Source organism: uncultured Roseobacter sp., assembly GCF_947495025.1.
Classification (GTDB): Bacteria; Pseudomonadota; Alphaproteobacteria; order Rhodobacterales; family Rhodobacteraceae; genus Roseobacter.
This window is the reverse complement of sequence record NZ_CANLXG010000001.1, coordinates 426722-444954: the sequence shown is the minus strand read 5'-3', so window position 1 is coordinate 444954 and position 18233 is coordinate 426722. Positions and strand designations below refer to the sequence as shown.

Annotated in this window: 14 protein-coding genes and 1 pseudogene; 6 read left to right on the top strand and 9 right to left on the bottom strand. The window is 60.5% G+C overall.

The annotated features are described in order from the left end of the window. Nucleotides 1-110 precede the first annotated feature (110 nt). Both hfq and hflX read left to right on the top strand, forming a co-directional pair. Complete coding sequence (hfq, locus tag Q0792_RS02155) at nucleotides 111-350, top strand: RNA chaperone Hfq (protein ID WP_007119530.1); 240 nt, start codon at nucleotides 111-113, stop codon at nucleotides 348-350. Then, a complete protein-coding gene (gene hflX, locus Q0792_RS02150) occupies nucleotides 347-1645 on the top strand; it encodes a GTPase HflX (RefSeq protein ID WP_298835957.1) in 1299 nt (432 codons plus the stop codon). The genes hfq and hflX overlap by 4 nt, the downstream gene beginning before the upstream one ends. Here the strand turns inward: hflX and Q0792_RS02145 are convergent. Then, entirely contained in the window at nucleotides 1642-2205 is a 564-nt protein-coding gene (locus tag Q0792_RS02145) for a pseudouridine synthase (RefSeq protein ID WP_298835956.1), read from the bottom strand. The two genes, hflX and Q0792_RS02145, sit on opposite strands and share 4 nt — an antisense overlap. Continuing rightward, nucleotides 2206-4674, bottom strand: a complete 2469-nt coding sequence (locus Q0792_RS02140) for a penicillin acylase family protein (RefSeq protein WP_298835955.1) — start codon at nucleotides 4672-4674, stop codon at nucleotides 2206-2208. Between the two features lie 87 nt (nucleotides 4675-4761). Here Q0792_RS02140 and Q0792_RS02135 point away from each other — a divergent pair. Then, nucleotides 4762-5646, top strand: a pseudogene (locus Q0792_RS02135) (NAD(P)-dependent oxidoreductase); the annotation flags it as partial. A 152-nt stretch (nucleotides 5647-5798) separates the two neighbouring features. Here the strand turns inward: Q0792_RS02135 and Q0792_RS02130 are convergent. From Q0792_RS02130 to hemB, 3 genes are all read right to left on the bottom strand, one after another. Then, nucleotides 5799-6284 carry a GNAT family N-acetyltransferase gene (locus Q0792_RS02130; RefSeq protein WP_298835954.1) on the bottom strand — a complete coding sequence of 162 codons (486 nt, stop codon included), beginning with the start codon at nucleotides 6282-6284 and terminating at the stop codon, nucleotides 5799-5801. 149 nt (nucleotides 6285-6433) lie between these two features. Next, nucleotides 6434-7000 carry a YSC84-related protein gene (locus tag Q0792_RS02125; protein WP_298835953.1) on the bottom strand — a complete coding sequence of 189 codons (567 nt, stop codon included), beginning with the start codon at nucleotides 6998-7000 and terminating at the stop codon, nucleotides 6434-6436. A gap of 105 nt (nucleotides 7001-7105) precedes the next feature. Next, nucleotides 7106-8110 carry a porphobilinogen synthase gene (hemB, locus tag Q0792_RS02120; RefSeq protein ID WP_298835952.1) on the bottom strand — a complete coding sequence of 335 codons (1005 nt, stop codon included), beginning with the start codon at nucleotides 8108-8110 and terminating at the stop codon, nucleotides 7106-7108. A gap of 121 nt (nucleotides 8111-8231) precedes the next feature. Between hemB and Q0792_RS02115 the strand changes: the two genes are divergently transcribed. Continuing rightward, complete coding sequence (locus tag Q0792_RS02115; protein ID WP_298835951.1) at nucleotides 8232-8759, top strand: component of SufBCD complex; 528 nt, start codon at nucleotides 8232-8234, stop codon at nucleotides 8757-8759. A 33-nt stretch (nucleotides 8760-8792) separates the two neighbouring features. Then, nucleotides 8793-12257 carry a transcription-repair coupling factor gene (gene mfd / locus Q0792_RS02110; protein WP_298835950.1) on the top strand — a complete coding sequence of 1155 codons (3465 nt, stop codon included), beginning with the start codon at nucleotides 8793-8795 and terminating at the stop codon, nucleotides 12255-12257. 3 nt (nucleotides 12258-12260) lie between these two features. Here mfd and Q0792_RS02105 read toward each other — a convergent pair whose 3' ends face one another. The 3 genes from Q0792_RS02105 to Q0792_RS02095 form a co-directional block, all read right to left on the bottom strand. Further along, on the bottom strand, nucleotides 12261-13427 hold the full coding sequence (locus Q0792_RS02105; protein ID WP_298838570.1) for a multidrug effflux MFS transporter: 1167 nt from the start codon (nucleotides 13425-13427) through the stop codon (nucleotides 12261-12263). Between the two features lie 177 nt (nucleotides 13428-13604). Continuing rightward, nucleotides 13605-14246 carry a DsbA family oxidoreductase gene (locus Q0792_RS02100; protein WP_298835949.1) on the bottom strand — a complete coding sequence of 214 codons (642 nt, stop codon included), beginning with the start codon at nucleotides 14244-14246 and terminating at the stop codon, nucleotides 13605-13607. Next, nucleotides 14243-15757 carry a class I adenylate-forming enzyme family protein gene (locus Q0792_RS02095; RefSeq protein WP_298835948.1) on the bottom strand — a complete coding sequence of 505 codons (1515 nt, stop codon included), beginning with the start codon at nucleotides 15755-15757 and terminating at the stop codon, nucleotides 14243-14245. Before Q0792_RS02095 ends, Q0792_RS02100 begins: the two co-directional genes overlap by 4 nt. A gap of 66 nt (nucleotides 15758-15823) precedes the next feature. On the opposite strand from Q0792_RS02095, the gene Q0792_RS02090 reads away from it, so the two are divergent. Continuing rightward, on the top strand, nucleotides 15824-16447 hold the full coding sequence (locus Q0792_RS02090) for a helix-turn-helix domain-containing protein (protein ID WP_298835947.1): 624 nt from the start codon (nucleotides 15824-15826) through the stop codon (nucleotides 16445-16447). Here Q0792_RS02090 and Q0792_RS02085 read toward each other — a convergent pair. Further along, nucleotides 16436-18157, bottom strand: coding sequence for an extracellular solute-binding protein (locus Q0792_RS02085; protein ID WP_298838568.1), 1722 nt, complete (start codon nucleotides 18155-18157; stop codon nucleotides 16436-16438). The two genes, Q0792_RS02090 and Q0792_RS02085, sit on opposite strands and share 12 nt — an antisense overlap. Between the last annotated feature and the right edge of the window lie 76 nt (nucleotides 18158-18233).

Sequence of the window (18233 nt, the reverse complement as noted above, 5' to 3'; positions counted from 1 at the left end):
TAACGGACTGTTTTTTGGGGTGGAATCTCTTCGCAGTCCCCTTCATACTCGCAACAGAGGGAGAGGGACCGGTCCGCGGCCCCCGGCAAGAAAAAAAGGCGAATACCAGAATGGCGTCGGACAGACAGAACCTTCAGGATGCATTCCTGAATCATGTGCGCAAAACCAAAGTTCCCGTAACGATCTTTCTGATCAATGGGGTGAAACTGCAGGGTGTGATCACCTGGTTTGATAATTTCTGTGTGTTGCTGCGTCGGGACGGTCAGTCCCAGCTGGTGTACAAGCACGCGATTTCCACAATCATGCCCAGCCAGCCGATCAGCCTTTATGAGGGCGAAGACGCTTCTTGAGCCGTCCTACATTTCAGATCGACAATACCGCAGGTCCCGGGGTGACCCGCGCCTGGGTTCTGCATCCTGACATCCGCACGGATCCGGAGCGCAGGATTCCTGAGCATGCGCTGGAAGAGGCCGTCTCGCTGGCGCGCGCGCTGCCGGAGCTTGAAGTGATCGGCTCTGAGATTGTGCCGCTCAAAACCGTGCGGGCGGGTATGCTTTTCGGATCTGGCAAGATCGACGGTCTGAAAGCCGTTTTTGAAGCGCAGGATATCGAACTGGTGCTGGTGGACGGCCCCGTCAGCCCGGTGCAGCAGCGCAATCTTGAAAAAGCCTGGGGCGTCAAACTGCTCGACCGGACAGGGCTGATCCTGGAGATTTTCAGTGATCGCGCCGCAACCCGCGAAGGTGTGCTGCAGGTCGAGATGGCAGCACTCAGCTATCAGCGGACGCGGCTGGTGCGGGCATGGACCCACCTAGAACGCCAGCGGGGTGGCCTTGGATTTGTTGGCGGCCCCGGCGAGACGCAGATCGAGGCTGACCGCCGGGCCATTGACGAGCAGCTTGTGCGCCTGCGCCGACAGCTGGACAAAGTGGTCAAAACCCGTGCGCTGCACCGCGCGGCGCGGGCGAAGGTGCCTTATCCGATTGTTGCGCTTGTCGGCTATACCAATGCCGGGAAATCCACGCTTTTCAACCGCCTGACCGGGGCCGAGGTCATGGCCAAAGACATGCTCTTTGCGACACTCGATCCGACGATGCGGCGGCTGCAGCTGCCCGAAGGACCGGAAGTAATTCTGTCGGATACGGTCGGGTTTATATCGGACCTGCCCACCGAGCTGGTCGCGGCGTTTCGTGCAACTCTGGAAGAAGTTCTGGCCGCAGACGTGATCTGCCACGTCCGGGATATTTCGCATCCGGAATCAGACGAGCAGGCAGATGATGTGCGCAGCATAATGTCCTCGCTGGGTGTGGAGGATGACCGGCCTTCGTTCGAGATATGGAACAAGCTGGACCTGATGCCCGAAGCAGAGGCCGACGCCATGCGCGCCCGCGCGGCGCGTGATGATACGGTGTTCGCGATCTCCGCGCTGACCGGCGAAGGCCTGGATGCGCTGCTGGAGGCGGTAACCACACAGCTCGAAGGCGCGCGCCAGACCGAAACCCTGTCGCTGGGGTTTGCCGACGGCAAGAAACGCGCCTGGCTGTTCGACCAGGACATCGTCGAGCACGAAAATCAGGGCGAGGCCGGTTTCGAGATCACCGTTCGCTGGACAAGGATGCAGCAGGAGCAGTTTGCACGCCTTTAGGGGCCGTCCGCATCCGCATACCGCCAGGCGCCGGGAGCCAGATGGTTCAACCGCCACTGCCCGATCTGAACGCGGATCAGCCGCAGACATGGCAGGCCCACGTGCGCGGTCATCCTGCGCACCTGGCGGTTGCGCCCCTCAGAAATGGTGATGCGCAGCCAGTGATCTGGCACTGATTTTCGGAACCGGACAGGCGGGTTGCGGGGCCACAGCGGATCGGGTGCGTCGATCTGGTTAACCTGCGCGGGGCGCGTCAGACCGTCTTTGAGCGTCACGCCTTTGGCGAGCCGGGCAACCGCCCCGGCATCAGGTGCGCCTTCGACCTGCACAAGGTAGGTTTTGGCCATCTTGTGCTTTGGGTTCGCGATGCGCGCCTGCAGCCTGCCGTCGTCGGTCAGAACCATCAGACCCTCGCTGTCGCGGTCAAGACGTCCCGCAGGATAAAATCCGGGCGCATCGATGAAGCCCGACAACGTGGGCCGGGGTGAGCCCTCTGTTCCCTTGTCGGTGAACTGTGACAATACCCCGAAGGGTTTGTGAAACAGGATGACCCGGGCCATTTATCCGGGCGGCCGCAGGACCGTCACCCCGACGGCTGCCGCGCGCGCCAGGTCTTCGTCGAGCGACATCGGAATGTATTCACCACGTCGCCACAGCTGCGCCATGTCGTCATAGTGCCGGGACAGAAAATGTCCGGACTGACCGGTTGAAGTGATGAAAACCGAACTGTCAGGGTCTGCGAAATCATAGACGCCGCGATAGGCCGCGCCATGCACGTTATGAAAGGGATCGGCACCGGTGCCGCCCCGCGTCAGGCCCCGCTGGAGCGTGTTGTCGCCACCATTGGTCGACTGGCGGATGTTCACAAAAAAGCGCAATACGGGCACGTCTCCCAGCACCGGATGATCATGCGTGGCCTGATGCGCATCGCCCCAGCGCAGCGTCTCGAGCGCCGGTCCCCAGTTTTCGCTGATCCACACAAGGGCGTCATCCAGCGCCAGTCGGGCCATGTCTGCGCAGGTCTCGACAGGTGCAGACTGGATCACATCGCACCAGACGGCGGCACCGTTCACATCTCGGAACGCGCGCTCGATAAAGAGCGGCTCCACATGGGTCAGCTCGCGCGCCAGCGGGCCCAGATCATCCTGGACCATCCGCGCCTGCAGACTGCGCAGCCAGGCCATGTAAATCAGCGGCTCGGGCATATGTTCGTTCATCTCACCCGACCAGCTGGCCAGCAGCGTCAGCGCGCGCTGACGCTGGCGCAGGGCGGTGCCGTCGGGCGCGGCCTCGCCGGTGAACCACAGCTCCGCACCGATGAGCGGCAGCAGCGACCGCGCGGTAAAGCTGACCATGTCCAGCTGTGCCTCGATAAAGCTGTCGCGGGTATGGACCTGGCGCGCCTGCATCAGGCGCTGCCAGCGCTGAACGCGCTGTGTGTCGCCCCAGGTAAAGGACACGTGGTTCGGGAAGGGCCGGTCAACGACCTTGTTGTTCGTGTTTCCCAGAATCCCGCCGTTGGGCGCAACAACCCGTGGGTTGGAGGCATAGGGCAGGCGGCCCTGCCAGCGGTTGGCGGCGATCCAGCCAGGGCTGGGCATCCGCCCCTGGCTCTGATGATTTGCGTCGCGCCGGGGCATTGCGCCGATCATCTTCATGGCGATCTCGTTGCGGTCTGCCAGAACCAGGTTTTGCGCAGGTGCGACAAAGGTTTCTGCGGCATCAATGCCCTCGGCGACTGATCCCGCGCTCATCAGCTTCAGTGCTGCACTCATCGAGGTGTCGTTAGGGCTGAGCACTGTCCACGCGAGTGACGCGACATGGCCCGGCGGTGTGATGGTCCCGAGGTTGTAGTGCGTACCGGGCAGCACAGGTCCGTTGTCGGTCCACCGCAGGGTGATGGTTATCGGGGTCTCATCCTTGATGTTGATGATCGACGATCGTGTCTCAAAGGCCTTGAAGCCATCCGGTGTGCGGTATTCTTCGGGGTTATCGGGGTTCAGCGCTTCGATATAGAGGTCCTGATCGTCCATTCCGGCCGAGGTCAGGCCCCAGCCGAGATCGGCGCTGCGGCCTGTAAGCACAACGGGCATGCCGGGGATGGTACCGCCGATCACCCCACCGCTTTCCAGTTCGAGGCGCGCGAGATACCAGATCGCCGGTGCGGTAAATCCCAGATGTGGATCGTTCGCCAGCAGCGTCCCACCGGCAGCAGACCGGCTCGGGTCGGCAGCCCAGGCGTTTGACGCACCCGCCATCATACGCCGCTTGAAAGGCGACAGGGGGTGGTCGTCATGCGGCACGCTCTGTGCAAAACGGGGCGCGTCCGGGAAGAGTGCGGCATACTCGGGCAGGGCAACGACACCTGTGCCGGGGGCATCGGGCAGAATGTCGGCCAGCCGGTCGGGGTCCGGCACGGCCAGAGACATACGTGCGCGCAGAACCTCGGCGTCGAGATGTCCGGACAGCTGCAGGCCCATCAGTTTGATAATGGCAAGCGAATCTGCCGGCCGCCAGGGCGCGACGGGCGAATTGAACAGAAACATCTCGGGCGCGCCGCGACCAAGAGCCTCTGCGTTTACCTGATCGAGACGCACGTTCACACCGGTGGCATAGGCACGCAGAATCCGCATGGTCCGCTCGTCCTGGGCATCCACCGAAGCTGTCGCCAGAGTGTAGAGGTCAAGGCGTCGCAGGAGCTTGTCGATGTTGACGGTCGCTGTGCCGAACACTTCGGACAGCCGGCCCTGCGCTGTACGGCGCATCATGGTCATCTGCCACAGCCTGTCCTGCGCATGGGCAAATCCCAGCGCATAGAAAACATCCTCGTCGGACTGGCCAAAAATGTGGGGCACGTTCGCATTGTCTCGCACAATTTCGACAGGCGCATTCAGGTATGGCACCTCGATCACCGCGTCGTAATCAGGCAGAGATCTGGACGCGAGATAATAGACGAGGCAGATCCCGAGAACCACCAGCGCAATCATCGCCCCTGCGATACGCATCAGCCATTTGAAAATCAGACCCATCGGCAGCCCGTTTATATCCTGTCGTTTTGTTGACCCGGCGCACCTGACTGTTAGGTAGGACAGCAGCGTAACGCAACACCCAAAGGGGAGGATACAACAATGGCCAAAGTGGCATTTCTGGGACTGGGCGTCATGGGCGGCCCGATGGCGGGGCATCTGCAGAAGGCAGGCCATGAGGTCACGGTTTACAACCGCACAGCATCCAAAGCAGAAGCCTGGGCTGGTACCTTTGGTGGCGCAATGGCGCTGACGCCGCGCGAGGCGGCGGATGGTGCAGAATTCGTCATGGCCTGCGTCGGTAACGACGATGATCTGAGAGGTGTCTGTCTGGGTGATGACGGCGCTTTCGCAGGTATGGGCAACGGGACGGTCTTTGTGGATCACACAACCGTTTCGGCCAAAGTGACGCGTGAGCTTTTTGCCGCGGCCGGCGATGGCGGTATCAGTTTTGTGGATGCCCCCATTTCAGGCGGGCAGGCCGGTGCGGAAAACGCCGCGCTGTCGATCATGTGTGGTGGCGATGCTGACGCCTATGACAAAGCACTGCCGGTGATGGAGGTCTATTCAAAGATCTGCCGCCGTATTGGTGACAGCGGTGCCGGTCAGATGACCAAAATGTGCAATCAGATCGCAATCGCAGGCCTTGTGCAGGGGCTCAGCGAAGCGCTGCATTTTGCCGACAAAGCGGGCCTTGACGGGCGTGCGGTTGTCGAGGTGATCAGCCAGGGTGCCGCCGGCAGCTGGCAGATGGCGAACCGCTACGAAACCATGCTGGACGATCATTTTGATCATGGCTTTGCCACTGACTGGATGCGCAAGGATCTCGGTATCTGCCTGAGCACCGCAGACGAAACCGGTGCCAGCCTGCCTGTCACGGCGCTGGTGGATCAGTTCTACAAGGACGTTCAGAAAATGGGCGGTGGACGCTGGGATACATCGAGCCTGTTCAAAAGGCTTCAGGCGCTCGGCTGAAGCTGCAGGCAATCTGCCGGACCCACCGGCGATCAAAAGCGGAGCCCGCGGTCTCCGCTTTTTTCGGAGGGAATGGCCGCTTTGCGGGACGGAGCGGGCGTTCGCTGCGGCTGCTCCAGTGTCAGATCATCATGGCTCAGTTAACAAACGGTTCAAAGTTGCATGGACATTTCATGCCAGGTCATTCCGCCATGATCGGAGGTCGACGGATGAAGATAGCTGTAGCCTAATCTCTGATAAAGCGGGACGTGATGCTCTTTGCACATAAGGTAGATCGCGGATTTGCCCAGCTTTCTCATGCGATCGACAAATTCAGTCATCAATGCCCGCGACAGGCCTGTTCCCTGATGCGCAGGATCAACGACGACAGACATAATGACGACATTTGGTGCGTCGGGGTCATGCCCCACCAGCTCCTTAAATTCCTCATCAGACATCTGGACTTCATGAGCACATCCGCAATTGATAAAGCCAACGATCCCGCCTTGTTCCTCAAGTATGAGGAAACCATCGGGATAGACGTTGATCCTTTTTGATATCTTTCCGAGGGTTGCTGCTTCGTCGCCTTCATAGGCAGCAGTTTCGATCTCAAAGCATCGAAGTGCGTCAGATTGTCGGGCGTTTCGGAACTTGCGCATGCAAATGACACTATGCGCGTTGTGTCAGGTTGCATAGCCGGCATTGGTTGAGCCCGCAGCATTCAGTGCTTTGGGCTCTGAACTGCCAGTCACAGTGCAGAATGACGCCGGCGCGAACGCCGGCTGTCAGATGTACGTTACCCGAAGATTCAGGGAATGATACGGCTGTATTTCGTGCCTTGCAGCGTCGCGCCCACCCGCAGGCCTGCGCGTCCGAAGACAGCCGCGATGACCGGTGCGAGGGCCGTTGTGGTGTTGGCACTGACGCCGTCACCCTGATCCGAGACGACATATTCAATGTCGCCACCGGCCGCCCAGCCCGATGAGCGGCGGAAGCCTGCAAGCGCGTCCTCGGTCATAAAGAACAGCACATGCGCGTATTGCTGTGCGCCAATCTGCAGACCGCCCGTGATCTTGGTGGTTGAATAATAATCAACGGTGATGTCGTTGACCCGCAGGGCACCCTGACCGTAGGCCCCGCCAAATCCGAAACCGGCCTCGGTCACCAGCGGCATCACCAGGATACCATTGGCCTTTTCGGCAAGGTTGCGCGTGTTAGGGTATGCCGCATACATCTGCTGGAGCGTTGCGTCGACGCGTGCATCAATCTGTGCGCCACCCGGAGAGCCGATGCCATTGCCGCAGGCGGCTGTGACAGCGGTGCCTGCGAGTGCCATGAGGGTGAAACCCCGCCGGGAAATTCCTGAACGTTTCATATTTTTGCCTGTAATCTGTTGCCCGAACGCCGGTTTGCCCGGCTTGTGCGCAAACATACGCCTATTGCGCTGCGCTGTCACCCAAAACCGCCCGGATTGCGCGGCTTATCGCTGTTTGGCCATCAGGCGGGCGGCGGCTGGCGCGAAATAGGTCAGGATTCCGTCGCAGCCTGCACGTTTAAAGGCCATCAGGCTTTCCATCATCACTTTTTCGCCGTCGATCCAGCCGTGTTCGGCGGCGGCCTGGATCATCGAAAACTCACCGGAGACCTGGTAGGCATAGGTGGGCGCGCCAAAGGTGTCTTTGACGCGCCGGCAGATATCGAGGTAAGGCAGGCCGGGCTTGACCATCACCATATCGGCGCCCTCGCGCAGGTCGCGTTCGATCAGGCGCAGGGCCTCGTCCGAGTTGCCCGGATCCATCTGATAGGTTTTCTTGTCGCCGGTCAGCGCCCCGGACGCGCCAACGGCATCCCGGAACGGTCCGTAAAAGGCCGAGGCATATTTGGCCGAATAGCTCAGGATCATGACCCGCTGGTGCCCTGCGGCCTCGAGCGCCTGCCGCATCGCGCCGATGCGCCCGTCCATCATGTCAGAGGGGCCGATGATATCGGCGCCCGCCTCGGCCTGGGCCAGTGTCATTTTCACCAGCGCCTCGACCGTGCGGTCATTCACGATCTCGCCGTTCTCAACAAACCCGTCGTGGCCGTTGATGTTATAGGTATCCAGCGCCACATCCGTCATCACGGCAATCCCGGGTACAGCCTTCTTGATGGCGCGGATGGCCCGGTTTGCATGGTTTTCCGGATCCCAGGCACCGGCGCAGTCTTCGGTGCGCTCTTCGATACCCGTGTAGGGAAAGATGCAGATGGCCGGAATGCCCAGATCAGCGGCCTCGCGTGCGGCCTCGGCGACTTTGTCTACCGAACGTCGAAAGACGCCGGGCATGGATGGTATCGGCTCCTCTATGCCTTCACCCGATCGAACAAAGACGGGCCAGATGAAATCATCCACGCTCAGCGTGTTTTCGCGCGTCAGCGCGCGCAGAGCAGGTGACTGGCGTGACCGGCGCAGCCGTGTCGCCGGAAAGGGGGCCTGTGTTGGTCGCATGGGGGAATTGTCCAATTTCTGTTACACCTGAGATTTGCACGTATTTTTACCCAAGCCAAGGCTAGGATTCGACACAAAGCACCGCTAAGACACTCAAAACCTGCAACCAAAGCGCACTCTCTTGGATTTCTATTCTTCTGTTTTTGAACTGATCGATATGCGGTCTTTCTCGAACCTGTGGTTCTGGATCGCACTGGCCGTGATGTGGTCAACCGCCAGCCACTGGGTCCTGGGTGTGCCGTTTGACATGGTTCTGCGCGCGCGCCGCCACGGAGGACAGTCCGAGCAGGATCTCGAGGATCTCGTCCGGATCAACACCAACCGGTTGCTTTTTATTGCGCGCGTCTCCGGGCTGTGGCTGCTGACGCTCGGATGTTTTCTGCTCACAATGCTGGGTGGCATGGGGTTTTTCTATGGCCTTGAAATTGCGCAGGCGCTGTTTCTGCTTGGACTGCCGATGGCCGTTGTGGCACTGATCTCGCTGTCGACGGCCCGGCTGATTCAACAGGAAGACTCAAGTGGGGAGCTTCTGCGTAAAAGGCTGACGCGGCATCGCCTCTATGTTCAGATGACCGGCGTCGTATCGATTTTTGTCACGGCCCTGTGGGGAATGTATCAAAACATGTCCACGGGCGTTCTGGGCGGTTGACACCGGCGCCCGATGCGCCAATTGAAGCAGCCCATGGCTGACAGTTCGCATATTACCGTTTCCGGCGTGCCCGAAGGGTTCGATGCCCAGTTCCTGCTGCAGGAACTGGCCGATGGTGGCCAACCGGTCATGCATGTCGCACGTGATGACAAACGCCTCGCCGCGATGCAGGCAGCCCTGCGGTTTTTCGCGCCTGATATGCCTGTTGTGGTTTTTCCGGGCTGGGATTGTTTGCCCTATGACCGGGTTTCGCCAAATGCGGACATTTCCGCGCAGCGCATGGCGACACTGGCAGCCCTCGTGCACGGCATGCCGGAGAAATTTGTGCTGCTGACAACGCTGAATGCGGCCAGTCAGCGGGTACCGGCCCGGGCGGTTCTGCGGGATGCGGCCTTTAAGGCGCGGGTTGGAGACCGGATTGACGAAAAGGCCCTGCGGGCGTTTCTCGTGCGGATGGGGTTTGTCCAGAGCCCGACCGTCACGGAACCGGGCGACTATGCTGTGCGCGGCGGGATTATCGACATCTATCCTCCCGGAGATCTGGGCCCCGTACGGCTTGATCTGTTCGGGGATGTGCTGGACGGCGCACGGCGGTTCGATGCGGCCAGCCAGCGCACAACGGAAAAGCTCGACATTGTAGAACTGGCACCGGTATCGGAAGTCATTCTGGACGAGGCCGCGGTCACCCGGTTCCGGCAGAACTATCGTATCGAATTTGGTGCCGCCGGCACGGATGACCCGCTGTATGAGGCAATCAGCGCCGGGCGCAAGCACCAGGGCGCTGAACACTGGCTGCCGTTTTTTCACGACACACTCGAAACGCTGTTTGACTATCTGCCCGGAGCCTCGGTCACGCTGGATGATCAGGTAACGCCGTCACGGCTGGCCCGCTGGGAAAGTATTGCGGATCAGTACGAAACGAGGCGGCTGGCGATGGCGAACCGGTCAAAGATGGATACTGTCTATAAACCGGCGCCGCCGGAAGGGCTCTATCTGGACGATGACGCCTGGAACAGTCAGGTCGCCGGACGCAGAGTGCTGCAGCTGGCGGCATTGCCACAGGCGACGGGGCCGGGTGTCACCGATGCGGGCGCACGCATCGGGCGTAACTTTGCGCCGGAGCGCCAGCAGGAATCCCTGAGCCTTTTCGGGGCACTGGCAGCACATGTTAAAGCCAGGATGGACGTGGGGCCGGTGCTCATTGCCAGCTATTCCGAAGGGGCACGCGAACGTCTGACCGGGTTGATCGAGGATGAAGGCCTTGCCGAGGCGATCCCCGTTCCTGATGCGACACGCATCGGCAAACGCGGGCTGCACCTGGCGGTCTGGGCGCTGGAGCATGGGTTTGAAGCGCCGGGTCTGACGGTGATTTCCGAGCAGGACGTTCTGGGGGACAGGCTGATCCGGTCGACCCGCAAAAAGCGCCGCGCCGAAAATTTCCTGACCGAGACACAATCGCTCAGCCCAGGTGACCTGATTGTACACGTCGACCACGGCATCGGTCGCTACAAGGGGCTTGAGGTTGTGACCGCTGCCGGCGCGGCACACGAATGCATCCTGCTGGAATATGCGGAGCAGGCGAAACTCTATCTGCCCGTTGAAAACATCGAACTGCTGTCGAAATACGGCCACGAAGAGGGCCTGCTGGACCGCCTTGGCGGTGGGGCCTGGCAGGCAAAAAAAGCACGCCTCAAGGAGCGTATCCGGGAGATTGCTGACAAGCTGATCCGCGTCGCTGCCGAGCGGGCGCTGCGCAAAGCACCGGTGCTTGAGCCTCCGCCCGGCATGTGGGATGCTTTCAGCGCGCGCTTTCCCTATCAGGAAACCGATGATCAGCTGCGTGCGATCGGCGAGGTGATTGACGATCTGACCTCTGGCAATCCGATGGACCGCCTGGTTTGTGGCGATGTGGGCTTCGGCAAGACAGAGGTTGCGATGCGTGCCGCTTTTGTCGCGGCGATGTCGGGGGTTCAGGTGGCAGTGATCGCGCCCACGACATTGCTGGCCCGCCAGCACTACAAGAGCTTTGCCGAAAGGTTCCGCGGTTTCCCGATCAACGTACGCCAGCTCAGCCGGTTCGTGAGCAGCAAAGAGGCAAACGCCACGCGTGATGGCATGTCGCGCGGCACCGTGGACATTGTCATCGGCACCCATGCACTGCTCGCAAAAGGGATCCGCTTTCAGAACCTGGGTCTGCTGGTGATTGACGAGGAACAGCATTTCGGGGTCACACACAAAGAACGCCTGAAACAGCTGCGCACGGACATTCACGTACTGACGCTGACGGCCACGCCCATTCCACGCACGCTGCAGCTGAGCCTGACGGGGGTGCGTGATCTGTCGATCATTGGCACACCGCCGGTCGACCGGCTGGCGATCCGGACTTATGTCAGTGAATTTGACGGAGTGACCCTGCGCGAGGCGCTGCTGCGCGAGCATTACCGGGGCGGTCAGTCGTTCTATGTTGTGCCCCGGATCTCAGATCTGCCCGAAATCGAGGAATTCCTGAAGGACCAGCTGCCGGAACTGTCCTATGTGGTCGCACATGGTCAGATGGCCGCCGGCGAACTCGATGACCGGATGAACGCCTTTTACGACGGGAAATTCGACGTGCTGCTGGCCACGACAATTGTCGAATCCGGTCTCGATATTCCGACAGCCAACACGATGGTTGTGCACCGTGCGGATATGTTCGGGCTCGCGCAGCTCTATCAGATCCGGGGCAGGGTCGGGCGGTCCAAAACACGCGCCTATGCCTATCTGACGACGAAACCACGCGCGAAACTCACGCCAACGGCAGAAAAACGTCTGCGGGTTCTGTCCAGTCTCGACACGCTGGGCGCAGGCTTTACTCTGGCCAGCCAGGATCTGGATATCCGGGGTGCCGGTAACCTGCTGGGTGAAGAACAGTCAGGCCAGATGCGCGACGTGGGTTTTGAGCTTTATCAGTCCATGCTGGAAGAGGCGATTGCCAAAATCCGCGCAGGCGAGATGGAAGGTCTGAGCGAGGCGGATGACCAGTGGGCACCGCAGATCAATCTGGGCGTGCCGGTGCTGATCCCCGAGGATTATGTGCCCGATCTGGACGTGCGCCTGGGTCTTTACCGCCGCCTGAGCAGTCTCACCACCAAAGTGGAACTCGAAGGTTTTGCCGCAGAGTTGATCGACCGGTTCGGAAAGCTCCCGCGCGAGGTCAACACACTGATGCTGGTTGTGCGGATCAAGGCCATGTGCAAACGGGCAGGCATTGCCAAACTGGACGGCGGGCCGCGCGGTGCGACGATCCAGTTTCACAATGATAAGTTTGCGTCGCCACAGGGCCTGGTAGAGTTCATTCAGGATCAGCGTGGTATGGCAAAGGTCAGGGACAACAAGATTGTTGTGCGCAGGGACTGGAAAGCGGACGCGGACAAGATCAAAGGTGCTTTTGCGATAGCACGTGATCTGGCGGAAAAGGTTGTGGCGGAAAAGAAAAAGCGCAAAGCACGGGCGGGCTGAGATTTATTCGGCCGGCACCCGCTTCTCGACGCGTGCCATATAGACCATCAGCGCGCAGGCGATGGTTGCCATCACAAACACCGCGCCGACCAGTGGCCGGATCGTTCCGTCAAACAACAGCCCGATCGGCGAGGCGATGGCTGCGGCCAGAACAGTGGATACGCCCCCGATTACGCTGGCGGCCATGCCCGCAATATGCCCCATGGGTTCCATCGCAATGGCATTGAGATTTCCCACGGTCAGCCCGGCCTGAAAGAACACATAGGCCTGCCAGACGAGAAACAGCGCAAAGCCTTCGGGACCGATTGTTCCGGCGGTCAGCAGCATAACACCTGAAAGCCCGATCTGGACAAAAAGCGCCACTGTCACCAGGCGGCGCATGCCCAGACGCACAACCAGCATGGCGTTCAGCAGGCTCGCCAGTGCTGATATCAGGGCAATGCCGCCAAACCAGAAGGGGAAGCTTTCGAGTTTGTCAAAGACCTTTTCGTATATTGGCTGGATCAGCATAAGGAGAGAAAACAGGATTGCCATGCAGAGTGTCTGCACAAAGATCGAAAGCCTGACGACAGGATGCGCAAACATCTGACGTACTGCGTTCAGGATCAGCCGGACGCGCACCGGGCGGCGCTTTTCAACTGGCAGTGTTTCGGGCAGGCGAAAGCCCAGCCACAAGGCCGAGATCAGCGAAAACAACACGAAAGCAATGAAAATACCACGCCAGTCACTCCATTCGATGATCACCACGCCCATCGCCGGCGCAAAGGCAGGGACCAGCGTAAAGATCATCATGACGATGGACAGAATACGCGCCATTTCGCGGCCTGAGAAAAGATCCCGGATGATCGCCACACACACGACCCGGGGGCCGGCAGCGCCGATGCCCTGTATAATTCTGGCAGCCAGAATAACCTCAAACGATGCAGACGCCCAGGCACAGGTTGCCGAAACAATATAAAGGCCAGCGCCACAGAACATGATGGTGCGGCGCCCGAATGCATCCGACAGCGGGCCTGCAAAGAACGTGCCCAGCCCCATTCCCAGTACAAATGAGGTCAGGATCAGCGGTGCCCGCGTCGGGTCATCCGGCGTCAGTTCCATCGCAATGTCCGGCAGTGCGGGCAGCATCGAGTCGATGGAAAAGGCGATTGTCGCGAACATCATCGCCATCAGCGCAATGAATTCGCCCCGTCCCACCGGTATCGGATTGTGTGAACCGCTCACCCGTCAGTACCCTGCACTTCAGCGCCGGTAATGTGGCGCGCATTAGCGTCAGGAGTAACCGGAAGTTGAAGCCCGCACAATCACAGAAAAGCACAGTTCACTCTGTGCACATGCACAGGGACGTTACCCGTCACCGCGCAGTTCGGTGATTACCTTTTGCCACAGTTCAGGGGGCTGTGCGCCCGGAACGGCATGTTTACCCGCAACAATGAATGTCGGCACCGACGAAATACCCATCTGCCGGCTGTGTGCGTCACGCTTGCGGATGTCTTCGACATCGGCGTCAGATGCCAGCAGTTTGGAAACCACCGCAGCGTCCATTTCGATACCGTCGGCGATATCGGCCAGTACCTCGTGGTCGCCGATGTCGCGGGTATCCACGAAATAGGCCTGAAACAATGCGCTGACCGCGGCGGTCTGACGGCCCTCAATGCCCGCCCAGTGGATCAGCCGGTGGGCGTCCAGTGTGTTCGGCGTACGCTGCATCCCTTCAAAATCAATGCTCAGTCCGGCGGCTTCGGCGTGCTCGACCACTGGTGCATAGGCGCGCACCGCGCCTTCCTTGCCGCCGAATTTGCCCTCCAGGTACTCACGACGTCCCATGCCGCCTGCAGGCATGTCGGGGTTCAGCTGAAAAGGGTGCCACTCAATCACAAACGGGTGGTCGGGGTGGTCAGTCAGGGCGCGGTCCAGATGCGCCTTGCCGATATAGCACCAGGGGCAGATCGGGTCGGACATGATGTCGAGCTTGATGGTATCTGTCATGCGGGGGCCTTGAATTGGTCGCGCAGCGCGCGGCGCAGGATTTTGCCATTGGCGCCCAGAGGCAGCGCAGGCATGTGAATAAAAAGGCGTGGTTGTTTGTAACGGGCCAGCTTTTCTCCGACATAGTCACGCAGCATTGCGTCGTCCAGTGGGGCGGGGCCGGTATAAAATGCGGCAATTACACGCGTATCCGGTCGCAGGGCCACATCCGTCACTGCAACGGCCGTGATGCCAGGCACATGCGCCAGTGTATTCTCGACCTCTACAGGAGATACCCGGAAACCGCCGGCATTCATCATGTCGTCATTCCGGCCGAGATAGGTGATCTGACCGTCATCATCCATGACCGCCTGGTCGCCGGTAAGGAACCACTCGCCCTGCATCCGGTCTGCGGTTGCACGGGGCGCATCCAGATACCCGAGCATCAGGCCGGGATCATCGCGGTGTACGGCGATGGTCCCCTCGGACCCGCGGGGCACGGGGCCATCCTGACCGATCAGCGCAATGTGCCTGCCCGGCTGCGCGCGCCCGAGCGTACCGGTCCGGGCAGGCGTTGCAGGGCACCCAGACACAAAGGTCGAGCATTCGGACATGCCATAGGCCTCGTAGACTGCGGTGCCGGTGACGGCCCGCCAGGTTTCTGCTACACTCTGCGGCAGTTTTTCCCCGGCGCTCAGCCCATGGCGCAGTTCCGGCAGATCCCAGGGCCCCGCGGCGCGCAGCATCTGCCGATACACGCCTGGTGCCGCAGCAAAAATAGTTGCCCCCGATCGCCGGAGCACACCGGGCAGGGCCTCGGACCCTGTTCCGGCGGCAGGAATGACTGCCGTCGCACCACATGTCCATGGATCCATGAGCCCTGTGCCCAGTGTATAGGTCCAGTTAAAGGCGCCTGCGTGCATCAGGCGGTCGCCGGGACACAGCCCGTACCACCCCCGGAACATCATCGCCCGGCCAAGAATGGCGCGATGTGCATGCAGAACCGCACGCGGGACACCGGACGTCCCGGAGGTAAAGATGATATATCCGGGCCGCTCAGGATCACCCATGTGCCATTCGGCCGGTGGCAGCTCGCGCCATCTGTGCAGTTCGTCCGGCATGATGACCGGTGTTTCCTTCGGGCAGGCCACATCCGGATCACGCAGAACAGCCGCAGGGCGTATGATTTCGATGATCCGCGCGACTTCGCCCGCGGTCAGCGCAGATGACGTCGGAACAGGCACAAGTCCTGCCGCAAGAGCGCCCAGATAGGCGATCGGGAAATCGACGGTATTGCCCAGGCGCATCAGCACCCGGTCACCGGGCACCAGGCCGAGGTGTCCAAGCCCGGTGGCTGTACCCCGGACCGCGGCAGACAGGCGTCCGTAGCTCCAGGTTTCGACCCTATCCGGGCCGTGGATTTCCAGCGCCGTTTTTTCGGAAAGGCCTGCGGCCTGTGCCAGCACATATGCCGCAAGATTGAACGGAGAGGGGATGTCAGGCGCACTGGCCTCATGCACGACAGAAAGCATATGCCACCTGCTAGACCGCCGGGGCCAGCGTTGCAAGCGCATGGCGATCCTCCTATAGAAATGGACATGACTGACCGTGACCCCAAAAATCTGATCCGGATCGCGCGTGAGAGCGGGCAGGATGCTCAGGCAGTACCGCTCGATCTGGGTGTGCGGGTGCGCGAGCTGCGCAAGGCACGTGACTGGACGCTGGAACAGGCCGCGCGGCAGGCAGGCCTTGCACGATCAACGCTCAGCAAGATTGAAAACGGCCAGATGTCCCCGACCTATGACGCCCTGAAAAAGCTGGCGACTGGTCTGGAGATTTCCGTACCACAGCTTTTTACCCCGCCGCGTCCGGGCCAGGTGAACGGGCGTATGTCAGTGACCCGCACCGGCCAGGGGACGCCGCAGGCCACGGTGACCTACGAACATGAGCTGCTGGCTGATACGCTCACCAAAAAGCAGATGCTGCCCTATCGTGCCCGGGTCCGTGCACGCGAGATGTCCGAATTCGACGGTTGGGTACGCCATGACGGCGAAGAGTTTCTGTATGTCCTGACCGGCGTGATCCGGCTCTATACTGAATTCTATGAACCGGTCGAAATGCGCCGCGGCGACAGCGCCTATTACGATGCCTCAATGGGACATAACGTCGTGTCGGTCAGCCAGGAGGATGCCAACATCCTCTGGGTCACCTCACTGGTCTGACGCCTCATACCACCAGACTTCCGGCATGTAATTGGGACCATCTCCGTAAAGCGGCAGTTCATCCGGGAATTTCATTTCTTTTATATGCGCGATGCGCCCAGTGGTGTACTGCCAGAACGGGATCACGTACCGCCCCGCTGTCAGAATTCTGTCCAGCGCGCGAACGGCAGACGTGAATTCCTCTGCGGTTCTGGCCTGGAGCATGGCGTCGATCATGGCATCCGCAGCGGGAGAAGTGACGCCCATAAGATTGCGGGATCCCTCCTGGCTCGCCGAGTCAGAGCCCCAGTAAAACCGCTGCTCATTTCCCGGTGACAGCGAAAGGGCCCGACGATAGGTGGTCATTTCAAAATCAAAGGCACTGGTGCGCTCGGTAAACTGCGCGTCGTCGGTCGCCTCGATGGTCATTTCCACGCCCAGACGGTCCAGAGCGGACTGGTAGATATCCGCGATGGCGCGGTTTTCGCTGCTGTTCTGTGCAATGAGCAGGGTAAAGGCAAGCGCGTCGCCGCTGGCGTTGCGCATGATCCCGTCCTGCGGTGTCCAGCCTGCCTCCTCCAGAAGTGCCATCGCCCGGCGGATCCCCCGGCGGTTGCGCAGGGAGCCATCGGTAACGGGCAGTTCGTAACCCTCGAGTGTTCCGGGCAGCAGACTGTCGGCAAACGGTGCCAGCAGATCTGCCACCGCGCCGGATGCGGGGCCCGGCGCCATCGCAAGAACGGAGTTGGAAAAATAGGAGGTAATGCGCGGCTGCGCGCCACCGGTGAGGGTGTCGTTGATATACTCAAAATTAAAGGCCTGGATCAGCGCTTCGCGCACGCGCCAGTCGTCAAAGGGCGGACGCCGCGTGTTCATCACAAAACCTGTCATGCCAGATGGCTTGAGGTGGGGGATTTCGGACCTGACCACATCGCCACGCTGAACGGCCGGAAAATCATACTGGCGCGCCCATTTTTCGGCATTGAACTCGCGCACAGCCGAAATATCCCCTGCTTTGAAGCCCTCAAACATCACTGAGGCATCGCCGTAAAAATCGAGCCTGATCCGATCGAAATTATGCGTGCCGGCACGCAAAGGGAGCTCCGCGCCCCAGTAGTCGGGGTTGCGCGTCAGCTGAACAAAGCGTCCGGCCTCATAATCACTCACAACATAAGGCCCCGTTCCGAGTGGAATGTCGGCAATAGGCGCGTTCGCAAAATCCCGGCCTTCCCACTGCGCCCGGCTGAGGATCGGGCGCATACCGGCCAGCAGTGCCAGTTCCCGGTTGTCTGTGTTGAAGGTAATCCTGAGACTGCGTGGCCCGGTCTGGTCAATGGCCGCGATCTGTCCGGCCAGGCCGAGATACCGCGGATGCCCCTGGCTGCCGAGCAGTTCATAAGAAAAGATCACATCATCAATCGTGACCGGTGATCCGTCTGAGAAGCGGGCATTTTCACGCAGCGTAAAAGCGACCCAGGAGCGGTCATCAGGGACCTCAACCGATTCGGCCAGAAGCCCGTAAAGCGTGAAAGGTTCGTCCCAGCTGCGACCCATCAGCGATTCATGGGTGAAAAACCGCAGTTGCCAGGGCACGGTACCTTTGCGCACAAACGGGTTCAGGCTGTCGAAGCCGCCGGTGTTGCCCAGAGTGATGCTGCCGCCCCTGGGGGCATCAGGCCGGGCATAGGGCAGGGACACAAAATCCGGTGGCAGCGCGGGATCGCCATACATAGATAGACCATGCTGCGGCTCTGCAACCGCATGGGTTGTGTAGAGAATCGCTGTCACAATCAGCAAAACCTGCCGG